The sequence below is a fragment of the Photobacterium sp. 270122K genome, assembly GCF_059941365.1.
In genome coordinates this window covers 192,770-210,564 of the sequence record NZ_JBPOEN010000006.1, presented here as the reverse complement: position 1 = coordinate 210,564, position 17,795 = coordinate 192,770, and the positions used below count along the sequence as shown (strand labels likewise).

18 protein-coding genes, 1 pseudogene and 1 riboswitch are annotated in these 17,795 nt (G+C 46.2%); of the genes and pseudogenes, 13 read left to right on the top strand and 6 right to left on the bottom strand.

The window, feature by feature from the left end:
* The first annotated feature begins 9 nt into the window (after positions 1–9).
* From ACSF8W_RS12875 to ACSF8W_RS12850, 6 genes are all read left to right on the top strand, one after another.
* The gene (locus tag ACSF8W_RS12875; protein WP_500847722.1) at positions 10–1,194 is read left to right on the top strand and encodes a YncE family protein; all 1,185 of its coding nucleotides are present in this window, start codon (positions 10–12) and stop codon (positions 1,192–1,194) included.
* 67 nt (positions 1,195–1,261) lie between these two features.
* Entirely contained in the window at positions 1,262–1,873 is a 612-nt protein-coding gene (locus tag ACSF8W_RS12870; RefSeq protein WP_500847721.1) for an SCO family protein, read from the top strand.
* Positions 1,870–2,466: a thioredoxin domain-containing protein gene (locus ACSF8W_RS12865; RefSeq protein WP_500847720.1), complete on the top strand. Its 597-nt coding sequence runs from the start codon at positions 1,870–1,872 to the stop codon at positions 2,464–2,466. The genes ACSF8W_RS12870 and ACSF8W_RS12865 overlap by 4 nt, the downstream gene beginning before the upstream one ends.
* A 31-nt stretch (positions 2,467–2,497) precedes the next feature.
* Positions 2,498–2,854: a c-type cytochrome gene (locus ACSF8W_RS12860; RefSeq protein ID WP_500847719.1), complete on the top strand. Its 357-nt coding sequence runs from the start codon at positions 2,498–2,500 to the stop codon at positions 2,852–2,854.
* A gap of 167 nt (positions 2,855–3,021) precedes the next feature.
* Positions 3,022–3,519 (top strand): GNAT family N-acetyltransferase, encoded by a 498-nt coding sequence (locus tag ACSF8W_RS12855; RefSeq protein ID WP_500847718.1) that lies wholly within the window; start codon positions 3,022–3,024, stop codon positions 3,517–3,519.
* Positions 3,520–3,697: 178 nt separating this feature from the next.
* The gene (locus tag ACSF8W_RS12850; RefSeq protein ID WP_500847717.1) at positions 3,698–4,357 is read left to right on the top strand and encodes a Bax inhibitor-1 family protein; all 660 of its coding nucleotides are present in this window, start codon (positions 3,698–3,700) and stop codon (positions 4,355–4,357) included.
* Between the two features lie 74 nt (positions 4,358–4,431).
* On the opposite strand, the gene ACSF8W_RS12845 is transcribed toward ACSF8W_RS12850, so the two are convergent.
* From ACSF8W_RS12845 to ACSF8W_RS12825, 5 genes and pseudogenes are all read right to left on the bottom strand, one after another.
* The gene (locus ACSF8W_RS12845) at positions 4,432–5,157 is read right to left on the bottom strand and encodes a hypothetical protein (RefSeq protein WP_500847716.1); all 726 of its coding nucleotides are present in this window, start codon (positions 5,155–5,157) and stop codon (positions 4,432–4,434) included.
* A 30-nt stretch (positions 5,158–5,187) separates the two neighbouring features.
* Positions 5,188–6,539, bottom strand: a pseudogene (locus tag ACSF8W_RS12840) (sodium/glutamate symporter).
* 506 nt (positions 6,540–7,045) lie between these two features.
* Positions 7,046–7,306: a hypothetical protein gene (locus tag ACSF8W_RS12835; protein WP_428479422.1), complete on the bottom strand. Its 261-nt coding sequence runs from the start codon at positions 7,304–7,306 to the stop codon at positions 7,046–7,048.
* A gap of 47 nt (positions 7,307–7,353) precedes the next feature.
* Entirely contained in the window at positions 7,354–8,373 is a 1,020-nt protein-coding gene (locus ACSF8W_RS12830) for an LLM class flavin-dependent oxidoreductase (RefSeq protein ID WP_500847715.1), read from the bottom strand.
* Between the two features lie 45 nt (positions 8,374–8,418).
* The gene (locus tag ACSF8W_RS12825) at positions 8,419–8,853 is read right to left on the bottom strand and encodes a carboxymuconolactone decarboxylase family protein (RefSeq protein ID WP_500847714.1); all 435 of its coding nucleotides are present in this window, start codon (positions 8,851–8,853) and stop codon (positions 8,419–8,421) included.
* Between the two features lie 120 nt (positions 8,854–8,973).
* Between ACSF8W_RS12825 and ACSF8W_RS12820 the strand changes: the two genes are divergently transcribed.
* From ACSF8W_RS12820 to ACSF8W_RS12810, 3 genes are all read left to right on the top strand, one after another.
* Positions 8,974–9,885: a LysR family transcriptional regulator gene (locus tag ACSF8W_RS12820; protein WP_500847713.1), complete on the top strand. Its 912-nt coding sequence runs from the start codon at positions 8,974–8,976 to the stop codon at positions 9,883–9,885.
* A gap of 483 nt (positions 9,886–10,368) precedes the next feature.
* Entirely contained in the window at positions 10,369–10,677 is a 309-nt protein-coding gene (locus tag ACSF8W_RS12815; protein ID WP_500847712.1) for a hypothetical protein, read from the top strand.
* A complete protein-coding gene (locus tag ACSF8W_RS12810) occupies positions 10,608–10,868 on the top strand; it encodes a methylated-DNA--[protein]-cysteine S-methyltransferase (RefSeq protein WP_500847711.1) in 261 nt (86 codons plus the stop codon). The genes ACSF8W_RS12815 and ACSF8W_RS12810 overlap by 70 nt, the downstream gene beginning before the upstream one ends.
* 191 nt (positions 10,869–11,059) lie before the next feature.
* On the opposite strand, the gene ACSF8W_RS12805 is transcribed toward ACSF8W_RS12810, so the two are convergent.
* Positions 11,060–12,643, bottom strand: coding sequence for a Na+/H+ antiporter NhaC family protein (locus ACSF8W_RS12805; protein WP_500847710.1), 1,584 nt, complete (start codon positions 12,641–12,643; stop codon positions 11,060–11,062).
* Between the two features lie 87 nt (positions 12,644–12,730).
* Positions 12,731–12,903: riboswitch (Lysine riboswitch) on the bottom strand.
* 185 nt (positions 12,904–13,088) lie between these two features.
* On the opposite strand from ACSF8W_RS12805, the gene ACSF8W_RS12800 reads away from it, so the two are divergent.
* The 4 genes from ACSF8W_RS12800 (at position 13,089) to ACSF8W_RS12785 (ending at position 17,794) form a co-directional block, all read left to right on the top strand.
* Positions 13,089–15,020, top strand: coding sequence for a BCCT family transporter (locus ACSF8W_RS12800; protein ID WP_500847709.1), 1,932 nt, complete (start codon positions 13,089–13,091; stop codon positions 15,018–15,020).
* A gap of 175 nt (positions 15,021–15,195) precedes the next feature.
* Entirely contained in the window at positions 15,196–16,410 is a 1,215-nt protein-coding gene (locus ACSF8W_RS12795) for a hypothetical protein (protein ID WP_500847708.1), read from the top strand.
* Positions 16,407–17,072, top strand: a complete 666-nt coding sequence (locus ACSF8W_RS12790) for a hypothetical protein (protein ID WP_500847707.1) — start codon at positions 16,407–16,409, stop codon at positions 17,070–17,072. The genes ACSF8W_RS12795 and ACSF8W_RS12790 overlap by 4 nt, the downstream gene beginning before the upstream one ends.
* Positions 17,073–17,122: 50 nt before the next feature.
* Complete coding sequence (locus ACSF8W_RS12785) at positions 17,123–17,794, top strand: GAD-like domain-containing protein (RefSeq protein ID WP_500847706.1); 672 nt, start codon at positions 17,123–17,125, stop codon at positions 17,792–17,794.
* The last annotated feature ends 1 nt before the right edge of the window (position 17,795 follow it).

Genomic DNA, 17,795 nt, shown 5'->3' with positions numbered 1-17,795 from the left:
GGAGATCGTATGACTGTATTAACCTCTGTTCTTTTTCGCGCAATGGCGCTGACATCTGTCGCTTTTAAATCCATCGTGAGGCCGGTTGTTTTTAACTCACTGCTCACCGGCGCTTTGTTATGTACCCAGTTACTGACCAGTGTTTGTCAGGCCGATGAACCCGGCCGTTATGATGACGGTGCCCGCTGGGCGTTCGTGACCGATAAACATTCCCCCCGCGTGGCGGTGGTCGATACCTTTTATCACAAGCACATTGATACCTTAACCTTAAAAGCCGTGCCGACTATGATGGAAGTGTCGGATGTGCAAGACATGCTGCTCTATATCGACGGCAAAACACCACAGGTCTACATTTATGATCTGGTCGAGAAAACCCACTGGGCCATGGCGGTCGAGAGCATTCCGCATGCATTGGCCGTTGCCCCAGATGGTGCCCGTGTGGCGGTGGCGCTGGAAAATAAACTGGTGATGCTTGCGCCGCTCACTAAAACCTACCTTGAAACGATTCCCCACCTCGCGATGCCGTATAGCTTCAACTTCGATACCGGCGGCTACAACCTCTACATCACCGATCAAACCAGCGGCAAAACCAAAATCTGGCGGGTGCATGATGAAGCGATCACGGAGATCCAACTGGGTAGCGGTGGCAACGTCTCAGAAGTGACGCTTTCACCGGATGCCCGTTTGGTGATGGTGGGGGATTTGGCCAATAACACCGTCAGTGTGTGGGATCTGTTTATGGGGCAGGAATTTGCTCGCATTCCGCTACAGTCTACCCCGTGGCGTCCGTATGTGAGTTCTGACAGTGAACACATGATTTTAGCGGCGCAGAACGGCCAAGGGCTGGTGGTCAATACCTGGACTGGCCAAACCGTGAAAACCATCGACGTTAAAGATACTACCACCGAAATTCGCACGGGTTGGTTGGAAAGTATTGGTGTGGTCGCCACCCAAAGTGGGCTGAATATTTTCAACCTGACCAGTAAAGACGAAGCTAAGCACTTTCCGCTGGCGGCACCGCTAGGGGATGTCGTGGTGGTGGCCGATTCTAAAACCCTGTTTGCGACCCAAGGCGATAACAGCCAGTTGCTGGTGGTCGATTTGCGAAAAGAGCGTTTGTTGCCTGCGCTAGACACGGGCTTGAAAGCCCCGCATCTGATTGCAATGGGGCTCACTAATACCATCTGCCACTAAGCCATTGTAAGCAAGCCGTTGTGATCAAGCTCGTTGGCATAAACAAGGAATGCGAGGATGCGTAAAAATGATGCATAAAATACACAAGATGAAGGCGCAACGTCGGTCGCGCACAGGCTGGCGGGTAGGCCGCGTTGTCGGGATGATGCTGGCCGTGATAGGGACACTTTCTCACGCTCAGGCGGCGCCGCTGCGTTTTACCCTCAACGAAGCAAGAATGGGGGCGGTGACAGAAACGCAGTGGCCGGATAAATACCTGTTTATCGCCATCGGTTACACCTCGTGTCCGGAAATTTGCCCGACCACCGCCATGGATATGGCCGGTGTGATGACCCGCTTGGGCGACAAGGCCAAGCAGGTGGTGCCCCTGTTTATCTCGATTGATCCACACCGTGATACCGCCTCGAACCTGTCGCAATACGTGGGGTATTTTCATCCTGACTTGGTCGGGTTAGTGGGCACTGACGCACAAACCCAAGCGGTCGCTAAAGCCTTGAAAAGCACGTATGGCTATTCCCGTGATGGCAAACCGGTGTACCCGCCGTTGCCCGCTTTGTATGAAGTGTTCCATTCCACCTACATGTACTTGTACGGGCCGGATCGTGAATTGATTGATGTGTACGGCTACGGGGATGGCCCCGAAAAAATGGCCGCGCAGATCGCGAGGGAGATCCCGTGAGCCGAAAGCGTGTGGGAGCGAAATGGCGTGTCGGTCTGCTGGTACTCAGTGCTGCTTGCGCGTCACCGGCATTGGCCGATCAAGCGGTATCGCAGTGTGCGGTACCGGCGCCCTTTGTGGCCATTAATGCTCCCCTTGAGGGAATAAAAGCGGCCTTGCCAGCGTCGGTGTTTGCCGCTGTGAATAACACGCCAGTGACACTCGTGAATTACTGGGCCATATGGTGCCCGCCGTGCCGCAAAGAACTGCCGATGCTGGCCAGTCTCAAGCAAGCGTTAGTGAGTACTCAGTCAGCGGTTTCGATGACTGCTATTGCTATGCCTATCGTCGCAATAGAAACGGTGCATGTGGGTGACAATATGCCCGCGATAACCGCCACGTTCGAAAAATTGGATGTGGCCGTATTGGGCACCGCGTTCATTGACGATTTTAACGCCGTACGCCAATTGGGGTTCAAAGGGCTGCCCGCTACCGTGGTCACGGTTAACGGCACGGCGCGTTATCGCGCAGACGGGTATCTGCATACCGACCCGCAGGTATTAACGGATTGGCTGGTCTGCCTGAGCACAGCCACACAGCAAGTACACGAATAATCAGAACGGATAGACAGAAGAGGGATAAATAATGGGGCGATATGTGCGAATGGGTGTGGTGATGAGCATGCTCGCGGTGGGCGGCGTTTCATCCGCTTTCGCTGCGGGTGATGGCAGTGCCACGGAATCGGGTGAGCAACTGTATAAAAATCCGGGGCGGGGCGGCTGTATTCAGTGTCACGGCGAAGCCGGAAACGGTCCGGTGATCCCGATGTACCCAAAAATCGGCGGTCAGTCAGAGATCTACCTGTATAACCAGATGATTGACTACAAAGCCAAGCGCCGTAAGAACGGTTTGTACGTGCCAATGGAAGTGGCCATGCAGCCGTTTAGTGATAACGAAATCCGCGCCATGGCGCAGTATCTGGCACAGCAAAAAACGTTTTGATGAAGCGACAACCGATCGGTACAGAGACGAGATCGAATGGCATCGATGAGAGGAGGGAGGTCAAGATAGGCCTCCCTTTTTTTTCGTAAGAATGGCTATCCATCGCGGATCAACGTCACTACAATGCGCGCCAAACAATAAGTCATACAATTATAAGAGAGTAAACAATGAGTGTGATTGTCAGAGCTGCCACCGTCAACGATGCCCAAGGGATCACTGATGTACTGAACCCGATTATTACCGAAGGGCTATACACCATCTTGGATTGCACGTTCACGGCAGAGGAAGAAGTCGCCTTTATTCAGGCTTTCCCTGAACGCGGTGTGTTTCAGGTTGCTATCAATGAAGCCGGGCAAGTATTGGGCTTCCAAAATGTTGAGCCGTTTGCGTCGTACACCAAAGCCTTTGATCATGTGGGTATCATCGGCACGTTCGTGGATGCGGACAGCCGTGGTCAAGGGGTGGGCAAGCAACTGTTTGCCGCGACGATTGAAGTGGCCAAGCAAAAAGGTTACGAGAAACTGTTCGCGTATGTGCGTGCAGACAATGAACGCGCGTTAGCGGTTTACTTGCGTCAAGGCTTTGAAGTCGTCGGTACGGCCAAGAAGCACGGTAAATTGGGTGATCGCTACATTGACGAGATCCTGATTGAAAAGTTTTTATGATCTGACTGCTTCACAATGCATCAAGCGCCAAAAGGCGTTTGGTGTATTACGCCTCTTCTGCGCCCCATCTCCCAAATCAACAATGTAGCGATGAGAACGGGGTGTTGGTTGAAAATCATACAGTCCACAGTGGTAACATTTCGACATATCTTTCGTATTGTTAAGGAGAGCACACGCGATGATGGCGTCGAATGTCTTTGATCGAACTGAAACCGATGATCCCGTGATCAGTGATGGTTTGTATAACTTCACTATTGGCATGGTGCTGTGTTGGGGCTTTTTCGTAAATTGGCTGATGGTGTTATTTATCCCGGTCGAAGCGGTGTTATCCGTTTCGCCGTGGGTTTTTATCATCGGTTACTTTGCTAGTTGCTTCTTTGGGGTGTACCTGTTCCGGTCGTCCGACAACCCTGTTGTGAGTTTCATCGGCTATAACTTTGTCGTGGTGCCATTTGGCCTCATCATCAATGTGGTGGTGTCGCGCTATGATCCTAACTTAGTGTTGGACGCGATCAAGGTGACGGGGTTTGTGACTGGCTGCATGATGGTGTTAGGCACGCTTTTTCCGCAGTTCTTCAAGCGCATTATCGGTACTTTGTGCATCTCATTGCTGATTGTGTTGCTGGTGGAGTTGTTTCAGATCTTTGTGCTGGGGATCCGCCAGGCATGGATCGATTGGGCGGTGGTGATCATCTTCTGCGGTTACATTGGTTATGACTGGGGAAGGGCAAACCAGATCCCGAAAACGCTGGATAATGCGGTCGACAGTGCGGCGGCGCTCTATATGGATATCATCAATTTGTTCTTGCGTATCTTACGTATCATGGGGCGTCGTTAACGCGCAGAATGTGTTAGAAGACACATTATGATCGTAAAAGGTCGCACTTTTAAACAGTGCGACCTTTTATGAGATTACGTCATTATATTGGGTAAGTGGGTGATCATCGATGCCCAATCCAGATCGACTTGTTGACGTGTTATGCGATTTCGAGACGTTTGCCCATGGAAGCCTGTGTGTGCTTGTGCAAACACATAGCAACAGTGTCCATTTTCTAAAGCAAGGCAAAAAGGAGTGGTAATAGCCGCTTCTAGCCGTTTGTAGCGCACGCCACCATTAGCGACAGATATCGCATTGAACACATTAAGCCCTAAGCAAATCACGATTTTCGGGGCGATGATCTGTATTTGGGGCAATGCATATCGCCTAGCACCCTCAAGTATTCCTCGCCACGTCATTGCGGCCGATAATGATCCTTTTTTAATAAAGGGATACACATTCGTCGCATAGGTATCATTCAGTGCCAGCCCAAGGTGGCGCCTGAGAAGCATATTTAAGTGTTGCGACGTCGGTAACTTAGGGTCTAATCCCAATGACGCTAACGCAGGTCTGAATACTTGAGCCAGGTAGTCGTTAGATGCCCAATCTTGCAACAACACCATCACCGTTGCGTGTAAATTGGACGCTGATTTCGTGTAAGGAGAGACCCATTCCGTTTCATAGGCACCAAAATAAAAGTCTCCGATGGCATAGGCCTCATCTGGAGTGTTCTCCCGCCGTCGTTGAGTAAGCGCAGCAAGACGTGTCCGTTTATCACCATCATTCAGCAGTGTTTGTATGGTGCCACTGATCTGTGTCATACCTCTCCTCACGATTAACAACCTAATAAATCAGTTTGTACAGGGGGCTCGGTTTAAAATAAACCGCCAAACAAAAAGTACGGCGAGAATATATAGTAATCCTATCCCCAAGGCTTGCCAGTGAAGCCCGTTATACATCGCAATGGGCATTAATGAAATAATGAAATAATGAAATAATGAAAATATCAGTGATTGAACCGGGTACATACGCAATCGCATAGTCATCAAGAATATTTCCTTTCATTTTTGAGTCAACAATACGGAGTAAAGCAATACCCATTGCGACCGTCCCTGTTAACCATCCCCATGAAAATAAACCTTTTTCAAACCAACCTTTCCCTAAAATTCGTGGGGCAACCCACAGTATTAACCAAAGTGTAAAGCAGACTCCGCCGAATGCTAATACAACCATAGGTAGTAAGTATTGAGAAAGAACAGTAATTTTAATAGCGGATATACCAAAGATAATCAGATAATCTGTGCTGATGCCAGCGGCATGATTGAATGTGGTATCGCATAGATATTTATCAGCTTGGGTTTGTTTGGTTACCATTCGTACCAGCATTCCGGAAAGAAAACCGGTAACAAAGGTTGGTATTTGTACTTTGTCAAAAAAAGAGGATAAATAATCGGCTGAAAGATAAGAAAAACGGTAACAAGAACGACTAAGGCTGCATGAATGGCAAAAGAGTCAACAGAAAGAGATGACATAGTGTCATTCATTACGGCTTTTTGTTCTGCAGGATTAATGAGTCCTTTTCGTTGATATTCATCCATGTTTGAAAATGTGATAAAAGTGCTAATCCATCCCATTTTTAATGCAAATTGAAGGAGTAACATTCCAATAGAAATAGAAATAGAAAGGAATATACCGACAGTTGCGAAGGTTAACCCTAGCGTGAACCCGTCTTCCCAACCGAGTTTTGTTAATATATCTCCAACCACGGTTGCTGAACCGTGGCCTCCCATAAACCCTGATGACAGTGTTACACCAAAAGCCGGATTAAGATCTGGCCATACCCAAGTGGTAAGAAATAACCCAAATATAGCCGCAAATAGCCATTGAGAAACAGATGCTATTTGGTTGAATGCCCATAACGATCCAGCCCGCTGGGCGACTACTTTGGGGGATGGTATATCAGTGGCTAAACCCAGCGCTGAAAATAAAGCGGCGGTTAAAAGGCCGGCATTTGCAGTGAATGTGTTCGTCCATGGCAACACATCCAATAATGCAGGACCAAAAATCAAACCTAATAATCCAGCCAACACCGCTGAAGGAATATAAAGTCGCTGTAATAGCGTCAAATGAACACGTAGGATTTTCGCAACCAATAATAAAAAGCCTCAATCGCTAAGTCTGTTAACATTAGACCTTGTGGCATTGAACCTCCAATAATATAAATGAACTCAACCGTTTCTACATGTTTGCACTCTGAATGAAAAACTGCGCATACTTGTCATTTGTAGATTTTATGAAATGACACTCATTGATATATCCATTACATTCAATGAAAATAACCGATTACCTTTAAAAATAATAAATATAGCTGTGATTATGCTCGCTTATCAGCAGGGATAAAACGAAATGTATGCAGCTATCTATATCTAATTGATTTTTAATATTCTTTTTATTATCAGTTATTGGTGCGCGAGAATAATGACATTGGCTTTTGTTAAGCCATTCTATTCCCGATGAAACGCACATTTGAATGACTTGGATTTATTACTTCGGTTGAGTATAAATTGTTTTGAATACTCTTGTGTAAAGAGGAGGCTATCCTAGTGATATTTTATATTGATTGCAAATATAGCTATTTCATTTTTAGCCTAAATTGTTTTGTTTTTAAAGGGAGAAACCTCTGACTAGGTGACGTCCATGTAATGATATTCATTGTTCTGCGGTGGCAGAACTATTCTCTTGGGTATGGCTATCGTAATATATCCTTGCGATGAAATAGATATTCACACCCGCAATAAAACCATTTGTGGCTGCAACCGGCCAAGCATCGATCATGAGCCCGTATATTGCAAACAGTGAGCACCCAATGAAATTAAGGACGCGTAGCTTAATGATGTCTTTCATCGTCAGTGATAGAGCGACAATTATTGATGAAAGGTATCCTAACATTTCTACTGTATTCATAATTATTTCACCTAAAAGATGGCGGCTAGAAACGGTATGGTATGTATGGTTAGCTATTGAAATTTCGGCAAAATGCTTTGTGAAAATGCTGCTAAACAACGGCTATTATTTTCATAACCTAACCCGTTTGCCAGCCATAGGGCGAATTCGCTCACCCCTAATGCTTGGTATGTGTTTAGCGTTGCTAATATTTCCTCTGCGGTGCCGATCAGTAGATTTTTTTCCAAGTCCTCCACAGTGAAACCCGTTTGAACCACAACCTCACCTTGTAACCTTCCTTGCGAGACAGTGTTGGTTTGATTAAACCATGCCACAAACTCACTGTAGTATTGGCTGAAATGCTTAAGAATGACTTTTTTTTCTTCCTCATTTTCAACAATGTAGGCGTGTTGAAGCAGTAACAATTTAGCATCATGCGTGGCATGTTCCGCTGCTTGTTTAAATATTGCGATGCTTTCTTTTACTTTTTCCATCCCCATCCAAAGCGGCGTCATTTGAACGTGGCAACCGTGATCAATAGCAAATTTAACCGTATCTGGGCTTTGCGCTGCGATCCAAAGGGGGGGCTGAGCGCCATCAGCAATGGTTGGCACAACAGAGGTTTCTGGAAATGCCCAATGGTCTCCGTGATGGCGATAATTCCCCTGCCATAAAGCGCGGATCGCGCGGATTTGTTCACGCAGCATGTCACCCGCTTGTGAATTGGTTACCCCGTCGCTGAGTCTATCGTATTCATATTGAAAGGCCCCTTTTGATAACCCAACCTCTAAGCGACCGTCAGTGATTTGGTGAGTAAATGCAATTTCGCCTGCTAATCGAATCGGGTGCCAAAAAGGGGCAACAATCGTGGCTGTCCCTAAACGGGCTGTGTGAATTTGACTGGCTAATGCAGCAATGGTCAACAATGGGTTCGGTGATATTGCAAAATCCATTGCGTGGTGCTCACCAGTCCAGATGGTATAAAAACCGCTACGATCTCCTTGCTTACAGAGCTGTACAAAGTGTTGGTAAGCGTCTTCATAACGAATATTTACGTGACTTCTTTCAGTATGTAAGCAAAGAGAAAGTTTCATGGTGGTACCTTTTAGTCAGCCAATTATTCCGTGAGATAACAGTTATTAGTGATGCATCTTGGTGGCAAGAGCAAAGCGATTCCATGCGTTGATCATGATAACTTGCATCATGGCTTCTGCGGTTTCTTGTTCACCGAAGTGATCAATACAAGCTTGGTAAGTGGGTTCAGATACCCCATCTTGATGAATTAACGTCATTTCATCGACCAATTGCAGAAGGGCTTGTTCTTTCTCATCAAAACGCGGCGATTCTTTCCATGCAGAAAGCGCAAAGATTTTTTGTTGCGCCATGCCCAGTTTTAACGCTTCCTTCGAGTGCATTTCGATACAATATGCGCACTGGTTAATCATCGATGCTCTCAGCTTGATAAGCTCTTTTAATTCAGCAGATAACGCTGTCGTTGAAAGGTAATTCTCTATGCCTAACATGGCTTTAAGTGCTTGTGGTTGGGTTTGTGCAATATCAATGCGGCTGTTCATAATGTTATCCTCAATGCGGTTAGTACGTCTTATCGACAGGAAGCATTGTGCGCTAAAATAAAGGCGATAAGAATCCCACTAAAAATGAAATGAGTTTTGCGAAATATGCAAAGGTGAGAAATGTTAAATCAAATTAAAATTTTAGCTCAGGTTGTCGAGTCTGGGAGTTTCTCTAAAGCGGGGAAAGTACTGAATATGGCACCGTCTTCGGTTTCGCGATCCATCGATAATCTAGAGCACACGTTACAATCAACGTTGTTTAGACGGAGTACACGGAGTGTCTCTTTAACAGAAGAAGGTGAGTATTTTTACCATCAAGCGACAAAAATACTGTTTGATGCCAATAAGCTTATCTCTGAAATGAAAGGAGAGCGGGCTGAACCGCAAGGGGTGTTGCGTATTTCTGTGTTTGAAAGCTTTGGTAACTTAGTGTTAGCCCCACTCTTGCCTCGCTTCTTAGCGCAATACCCCAAAGTGACGGTTGAAATCGATCTCGATAATAACTTGGTCGATTTAAACAGTGAGAACATTGATGTCGCCATTCGTATCGGCACACCACAAGACAGTAACCTCAAGGCGCGTCGATTAATGACGAACCTCACGTCATTGGTTGCGACACCGGAATATATAGCTACACATGCTGAGATTAAACAGCCGGAAGATATTCAGTCTCACAATTGTTTGCTCATTGGCCAGGGACGAAAGCGGTATTATTTTTATTGTTCAAACGGCGCAGAAGTACGTCGAATTCCGGTCAAGGGTAATTTAGTTTCTAAGGGCGGTTCACCGTTGTTGAGTGCTGCCCTTAGCAGTTCAGGCGTACTGTTACTGTCGACATGGATGGTTGAGCCGTATTTGAAATCTCAGCAGTTAGTCGAGGTTTTACCGCATTGGGTAACGCATTCTTCTGAGACGGGTAGTGGTGAAATTTATGCAATATACAAAGGTATGGAGTACCCCAAGCCTCACGTTAGAGCCTGGTTAGACTTTTTGGTGAAAGAGCTAAGCGTCGTCAATCCCGTGCTGGCATGAACAGAGGTTGCAGCCTTAATTATGGCTTACCACATGCTAACGCATAACTAAGGCAGTGCTGAAAGTTAAAAATTTGATATCTGTTGGCTACTTATTCCGAATGTTCTAAAGCGCAAGTCGTGTGAGAATACTGTAATAAACGGCATTTAAGTTGGTGGCAAATCACATGATTGGTTTCGAGAGATACGTTAAAAATGCATTGTGTATGGGGTTGCATTATTTAGCTTTCGTCATATTGGGATGTATTAACACGGCTAAATAGCGGCGCTTGTGGTGATACTAATGGATAGTCAACAAGCGTTATATCTGTGCTCACGGTGTTATGAACACAAGGGGCGTTCTGAGTTTTTGAGTGAGTAATTAACATTGACAATGAGTCGGTGGTGTATTGTTTTCTAGCGCAAGCCTGCTGGGCTCTATGAATTCAATAAAAGAGTTTAAAACCACATCAAAAGGGATAGATATCAAGAGAGGAATTAAATCATGTGCTTAGATGTACTGCAGAGTAAATTGGGGATGATTACATTCACAGCGAGTGGGCAGGGGCTTACCGGATTGTACTTGCCGGGACAGGAGCATTTTTTACCGTATAAGACATATAAAAGAAACACAAAAAATGTGCATATTGAGCAGGCAAAGGATGAGATCAGTGACTATCTTGACGGAAAAAGGAAAGATTTTTCCGTTGGGCTAGATTTACGAGGCACTGAGTTTCAAAAAAAGTGTGGCATCAAGTTAGTGAGGTGCCATATGCCCATACCTCTTCCTATAAGGATATTGCCCAACAGTTAGGGATGAAAGGAGGATACCAAGCGATAGGGAGCGCAAATCGTAATAATCCTATATCGATTATGATTCCTTGCCATCGGATAATAGGCGCGACGGGAAAGCTTATTGGCTATGGTGGGGGGATTGACTTAAAGGCTCAGCTACTTCACATAGAAACGCATTATGAAAAGAACGATCAGCAACACGAAGGGTGATTTTTATATCCACCGTAGTCAATAATGAATCATTCGAGCCTGTTAAAATGCTCGATAACGGCGTTAGGGTGTTTGATGAGAGAGTAACGATGTATCGAACAATTCCGCCCCAAAAAAACATCAAGCACCCGAAGGTGCTTGATGTTTTTTATGTAAGTGGTTACTTACTTGTGTTCTTGCTTACTGACGGTTCACTGCGCTTTGGCCGTTGCCATAATGGGTTGGTTTTTGCGCATCGCAAACAAGCAGAACAGCACGAACCATGCGCCGCTCACTGCCACACCAATCCACGCTGAATGGGTGTAACCAATCGCTACGTAACCCAGTAGGGCACCGAACGCCACAGAGGTCGCATACGGTAGCTGCGTCAGTACGTGATCCATGTGGTGACAGCCTGCGCCAGTCGCCGACAGAATACTGGTACTTGAAATCGGTGAACTGTGGTCGCCGAATACTGCGCCTGCTAATACCGCAGCAAGCATTGGGAGTAGCATCTGAATGTCACTCGCTGCTGCAATGTCACCCGCCAACGGTAGCATGATACCGAAAGTACCCCAGCTGGTGCCGGTCGCAAACGCCATGGCGCAAGACAGCACAAAGATAACAGCAGGCAGTAGCTCAACAGGAATGTTACCGTTCGCCATTGATGCGAGGTACATGCCGGTTTTCATGTCACGGACAACCGCACCGATGGTCCATGCAAAGAACAAGATAACAATCGCAGGCATCATTGCGCTGATACCTTGAGGCGCGGCTTGCATCCAGGTTTTCGCGCTTAGCTTCAAACGCAGCGCCAATGCAATAGACACGACCAAGCTACAAATGGCACCGTAAACCAGTGAAGAGCCTACGTTGGTGTGTTCAAACGCACCGATTACGCTGAAATCCAAGCCTTTGGCTGCCAGCACGGTCGCACCTGATTCGATCATGAAGTACACGGTCGCCAGCGTTAGCGTCAGGATAGGCAGTACCATATCAATCATGCCGCCGTTGCTGTTTTCTGGGGTTTCGATATCCAGACCGGTAGGTCGACCACGGGATTCATCCCACAGTTTACCTTCCAGCGCCCATTCTTCGTGCTTGCGCATCGGACCGATATCCAACTGGAACGCGATCACACACAGTACCATTACCAGTGTAAACACGGCGTACAGGTTCATTGGGATCATTTCTACGAACGCGGAAATTGGGCTCTGATCGGTCACGTTATGCGCCACCATGATGCCGCCAATCAAAGCGATGATGTACGCACCCCATGACGAGATAGGCATCAATACACACACAGGTGCCGCGGTGGAGTCCAGCAGATAGGCCAGTTTTGCCCGGGATATTTGGAAGCGATCAGTCACAGGGCGGCAGATTGCGCCAACAGACAGGCTATGGAAAAAGTCGTCGATAAAGAAAATGAACACCATCAGGCCGGTCAGGGATTTGGCACTGCGGCGATCTTTACAACGCACAGAAGCCCAATCGGCGAACGCTTGGGTCGCCCCCGATACGCTCATTAAGCTGATCAACGCGCCCAACAACAACATGAAAATGATCATATTGGCGTTGTCACTGTTTAAGCTGCCGTCAGCCCATACAATGTGAAGCACTTTATTGAATAAATAGTGAGCGGTGGCTAGTGGGGAATAGTGGTTTAGCATCAGTGCGCCCGCAACAATACCGGCACCGAGTGAAAGCAGAACGCGACGGGTCGTGACTGCCAAAATGACCGCCAGAAGTGGCGGAACGACAGACAATAAAGAGTCTGAAAAATTTGTGAGGATCATAATCTCAACACCTACAACATCAAGGTGGAGATCTACCGAAAAGAGGTGTAACGAAGACGTCTGAAGGAATGACAAAGACTTGTTACCCCTTCAGGTAGCGCTCCATAGGAAAAATACTATGGCAGTTCTGTGCCTATTTGACACAGACCCAGCGACTGAGTGTGATAACTGCAGTCACTTCGGCGCTGACTCCTTTCTCCGGCATCATCGGGATCATCCTCCGCACGGTTACTGATAGGCAGCGCGCCTCTACTGATTAAGGGCTTGCTGCGCCATCATAACAGCCAAGTTCAGCAACACAAGTATTATATAGGGAGAGTGTGCAAAGTGAGTGGATAATAAACTTTCTTTATCGTTACCATTAGAAGATTAATTTTGAGAAATTGTTAATACCTGTGATCATCGCATTACGCACAGGAAGCAAAATGTAAACATAGGAGTTAACGTGTTGCTAAAAAAACACTTTGAATTGATCGATAAGCCGACGTTCTTCGGGGCGCTGGGATTACTGTTTTCCGTCATAATCCCGCTGATGTTATTCCCAGAAGAAGGCGCTAAGTGGATCGCCGTCGCCAAAACCTTTATGACCGACAAGCTCGGCTTCCTTTATTTAGCGTTAGGTATCGGCGCCTTCTTTTTTATGATCTACATCGTTTTCTCCGATATTGGCCAGATCAAACTGGGTGATGCGGATGAAAAGCCAGAGTTCAAAACCGGTTCATGGGCAGCTATGCTGTTTTGTGGTGGTATCGGTGCCAGTATTCTGTACTGGGGGACTATCGAGTGGGCCTATTACTACCAAAGCCCGCCATTCCAGCTCGCACCGGGCAGTGAAGAGGCGGTACGTTGGGCTGCCACTTACGGTATTTTCCACTGGGGGCCGGTAGCGTGGTCTATTTACATGATCCCCGCGATTCCTATTGCCTACTTTTTCTATGTGCGTAAACAGCCTGTATTGAAAGTGTCAGCCGCGTTGATGCCGGTGATCGGTGAAGCGCGCAGCCACGGTAAGTGGGGCAAGGTTATCGATATCTTGTTCATCTTTGGTTTGTTGGGCGGTGCCGCGACCACATTGGGTTTAGCTGCCCCGTTGATCAACGAAGGGATCAGCTACCTGTTTGATGTTCCCTCTACCACCACGACTCAAATCGGCGTGTTGTTGTTGTGTACGGCATTGTTCGCTTACTCTTCCTATAAAGGGATGGATGAAGGGATCAAGGTGCTAAGTAACATCAACTTCTGGGGTGCACTCGGTCTGTTGGCGTTCGTCTTGGTGGCGGGCCCAACCTTGTTCATGCTGGAAACCGGTTTGGATTCTTTGGGTCGTATGCTGTCTAACTTCTTCGTGATGGCGACATGGGCTGAACCGTTTGGTGGCTATGGCACCTTTGAAGATACCCACTTCCCGCAAGATTGGACCATTTTCTACTGGGCATGGTGGCTTGTGTTTGCGCCAAGTATGGGCTTGTTCGTGGCACGTATTTCGCGTGGTCGTACGATCAAGCAGATGGTGTCAGGGGCTATCTTCTTTGGCTCAATGGGTTGTGCCCTGTACTTCATGATTTTGGGTAACTACGGGTTGTCGCTACAGCTTTCTGGCCAGCTTGATGTGGTCGGCATTTTGAATAGCGAAGGCCCAACCCGTGCCATTTTCTCTATCCTTGAACAGCTACCGATGAGCACCATGGTCATCGCGGTGTTTACGATTCTATGTATTATCTTTACCGCCACCACGTTTGACTCGATCTCGTTCATTCTGGCGTCGGTGGTACAAAACAATGTAACGGAAGATCCATTGCGTTGGAACCGTCTGTTCTGGGCATTCACTTTGTCTATCATGCCATCAATTCTGATGTTCATGGGCGGCTTGGCGACGTTGCAGACCGCTGCGATTGTGGGTGGTTTACCGTTGCTGGTGATTTCGGTGATGCTCATGATCTCGGGTGTGAAAGCCGCCACGCTCGACTTGGCACACCAAGACGGCTACATCGATCCGGTGATTAACATTGAAGAATTCCCAGATGTTGATCCATGGTCAAAAGAAGGCGTGGCGATGGCCAAGTTTGAACGCCTGAAAGACGAAGCGGTTGCAGCGGCGGAAGAAGAGCGTGAGAAACTGAACGCGATTTGGGATTTAAAGAAAACCATTCGTGCCACGGCCTTGTCGAAAGGGGAGTCTGGCATGGAGCTGGGTGATGCGCCACAAGATCAGTTAGACGAAATCAAGCGTTTGACCGATGAAGCCATGGCCGCCAAAGAACACAAACTGCAAGCGTCTGAACAAGCGCAAGAAGCCCGTAAGTTGTTTGACGAGCTGATGCGTGCGCGTCTTGAGCAAGAAGCCACTGAGGCGGATGCACTCGAAGCCAAAGCCTAAGCAAGCCACGGCATGTTGGCGGGGAGTCATGTCAGGGAACGACAACTCCCCGTGGGTACCGTCAGGTACCGTGCTTGATAAGAGAAAAGTCAGTCAATAAAACGGTGCCATGACACCGAAACCAAAACCGCCCGCGAGGGCGGTTTTTTTATGTGTGGCGGGGCGAGGAGCAACGTTGGCACTTTTTAGCGATCCCATTGCTGAAGCTAAATTCTATCGGATACGGATCATTGATGGGTTAGGTCGCTGCTACCTCATCACTCCCCGCCATCGAAGAATGAACATTGGCGAACAATCCCCGTTAATGCAATACCAAAATAAATATTGGGCTAAGCATTTACTTCAAAGTCACAGTACTCGCTGGGGATACCCTTTTGATCTCCCCATGTTGTACCACCGTCTATGTTATAAGCCACTTCAGCACCATATTCCTAAGCAGGGCATGATTGAAGAGTTAAGTGACAGGATGACGCAGGGTGAATTGCTTGTGTATCTCGTTGACAACTTTATCCCTCCACCGCCCCAAGGAAGTAGAACCCATATTCCAGCGTCAAGCCCAGCGCCCCAAACGCAGGCCATGATGGCGACGCCTCCTGAACGAAAAACGAAAAGTCTTCCTCAAGTTGGGAGGCAAGTGTCAGCACCGCAAGAAAAGAGGGTTGAGGTGCCGAGTTTCGATTTGGCGGAGGCGATTGCTAATCCTGCTTCACAAGGTATTACTCCAGTAAATATAGATCCTGCGTCAATGCTTGCTGAAGGCGTAATTGATACCGCACAAGCAGCAAAAGACTTTATTTCAAACCCTTCTTTAGAAGGTCTGGGGATGATGGCGGTAACAGCGATTCCAGGAAAATGGGCGGATAAGGTTCTAGAAAATACAAACAGGTCAAATATTATACCTGTTAGTGTAGTGCGTTATGATGATTATTTTGAATCTGAATTAAATGGAAAAGGATATAGAAAATCCTATATTAAAGGAGACTATTTAAGTCCCGCGAACCCTTCTGGTGAAATTACAATTCAACAACATATTAGAGGTTCAGAGCCAGCGAAGAGTAACAGCCAGTATACATCAACAACAGCGATTTCAGATGGAGTTGAAGCAAAGTATTATGGTAAGGAGCGGATAGTAATTGATACGGAAAAACTTCAAGTTGATATAGATATTGGTAAAGTTCATGATGTTGAAATTGTGACGCCAGAGAGAGTCCAGAGTGAGTTGAAAAAGGAAATAACTAAAGCTCAAGAGCGATATAATGCACATTCAAGTCCTAAAAATTTAGACAAGCTTATGCGAGCAACGGTAGATTTAGAGCATGCAATAAGAGATAATGAATGCTTGATAAAAGGTTGCATTCATAAAAAGTATATTAAAAAGGTGGCTGAATGAGTGGGATTAAAAGTATTTTAGGGGAGTCGGTATACAATATTCTTTATTGTCATCATGATCGTAATGGTAATTTAATTAGTGATATTGATGATGTTCTAGATTGTGAGGATGAAGATATATCTCAAATACGAGTTAAAGAACTCATTAATTTGATTACATTTGAAAAAAATGAAATAAACATTCTCATTTCAATCGAAGCATCAAAAGTACTCTCCGCTTGGGGAGTGAAAAATGGTATCGATTATTTTTCTTTCTACATTGATAACGATTTATATTTAGAGTGTATTATTTCTCCCAATAGATTTGATTCACAGCAGGATGATGTATTTAACGATATGCTAACATCTTGTTTAAAATATCACATGAGATATGCGGAGAGGGAGTTTAATCGGCGTGGTGAAGTTGGAGGTAACTTGACATTAACTGCGAAAGAAGAAATAAGGCCATTAATTGATAAGATTCTTTCTCTGGTTGGTGTTATTCATGTTGATATGACATATTTATTAAGGGTAATTGAAACTTATGATTGGGTGGATTTTAAAGATTCGCTAAATGCTGTGTTTGTTCTTATTAATGACCTTCCTGATTCAAATTTAAATAGAAAATGGAACATTGAAAATTTGGGAGAACTACTTGAACGATGGTCAAATAGATTCGATTAGGTTGTGCGTATTGATATTATGTATAACCTGAATAACAGTACAAATTAGATATGATTGATGAAGATTTGGATATATTTTTGGAAGAATTTGGTGAGCCGGCTGAATATATCCAAGCAACAGAACAACAAATAGAAGCCTATCGCGGTATCCTTCCCGATCAGTTGTTGGAATACTGGCAGCAAGTTGGTTTTTCTGGCTTTCTGGACGGGTTGTTCTGGATCACCGACCCTGCCGAGTTTGAGGGTGTCGCCGAAGCGTATCTCTCTGGCACAGACTTTGCTGACTACGACAATTATCATGTTATTGCGCGCAATGCTTATGGCACTCTCTACTTATGGGGAGAACGCACAGGGGCTTCATTGGAGATTGCTCCACATTTAAATTGGATCGTGACAAGTGAGGGGGATGAACAGAAAATTGCCAGAGGCGAAGGGGGAATTGCAATTCAGCGATTTTTTGGCTTCCAAGAGCCAGACGACGTGGATATTGAAGCAAACTCAACACCCTTTTTCAGCTCGGTTTTAAAAAAGTACGGAGTCATTGGTAAAGACGAGGTGATGGTGTTTACCCCGTCCTTGTTTATGGGGGGCAAGAAATCTGCGGATAAGATGGAAAAAGAAGATTTGCATGTCTTTTTGCAGCTCATGGCGGATTTAGGTGATGCCGAAATTATTGATATGGCATCAATGGTGGGTAATGTAGTGAAGCATTACGGTAAATAAT

What these genes read in the sequence shown, in the direction of transcription:
- ACSF8W_RS12875 (WP_500847722.1), top strand. Translation starts at nt 10, where the DNA reads ATGACTGTATTAACCTCTGTTCTTTTTCGCGCAATGGCGCTGACATCT.
- ACSF8W_RS12870 (WP_500847721.1), top strand. Translation starts at nt 1,262, where the DNA reads ATGATGCATAAAATACACAAGATGAAGGCGCAACGTCGGTCGCGCACA.
- ACSF8W_RS12860 (WP_500847719.1), top strand. Translation starts at nt 2,498, where the DNA reads ATGGGGCGATATGTGCGAATGGGTGTGGTGATGAGCATGCTCGCGGTG.
- ACSF8W_RS12855 (WP_500847718.1), top strand. Translation starts at nt 3,022, where the DNA reads ATGAGTGTGATTGTCAGAGCTGCCACCGTCAACGATGCCCAAGGGATC.
- ACSF8W_RS12850 (WP_500847717.1), top strand. Translation starts at nt 3,698, where the DNA reads ATGATGGCGTCGAATGTCTTTGATCGAACTGAAACCGATGATCCCGTG.
- ACSF8W_RS12845 (WP_500847716.1), bottom strand. Translation starts at nt 5,157, where the DNA reads ATGACACAGATCAGTGGCACCATACAAACACTGCTGAATGATGGTGAT.
- ACSF8W_RS12830 (WP_500847715.1), bottom strand. Translation starts at nt 8,373, where the DNA reads ATGAAACTTTCTCTTTGCTTACATACTGAAAGAAGTCACGTAAATATT.
- ACSF8W_RS12825 (WP_500847714.1), bottom strand. Translation starts at nt 8,853, where the DNA reads ATGAACAGCCGCATTGATATTGCACAAACCCAACCACAAGCACTTAAA.
- ACSF8W_RS12820 (WP_500847713.1), top strand. Translation starts at nt 8,974, where the DNA reads ATGTTAAATCAAATTAAAATTTTAGCTCAGGTTGTCGAGTCTGGGAGT.
- ACSF8W_RS12815 (WP_500847712.1), top strand. Translation starts at nt 10,369, where the DNA reads ATGTGCTTAGATGTACTGCAGAGTAAATTGGGGATGATTACATTCACA.
- ACSF8W_RS12805 (WP_500847710.1), bottom strand. Translation starts at nt 12,643, where the DNA reads ATGATCCTCACAAATTTTTCAGACTCTTTATTGTCTGTCGTTCCGCCA.
- ACSF8W_RS12790 (WP_500847707.1), top strand. Translation starts at nt 16,407, where the DNA reads ATGAGTGGGATTAAAAGTATTTTAGGGGAGTCGGTATACAATATTCTT.
- ACSF8W_RS12785 (WP_500847706.1), top strand. Translation starts at nt 17,123, where the DNA reads ATGATTGATGAAGATTTGGATATATTTTTGGAAGAATTTGGTGAGCCG.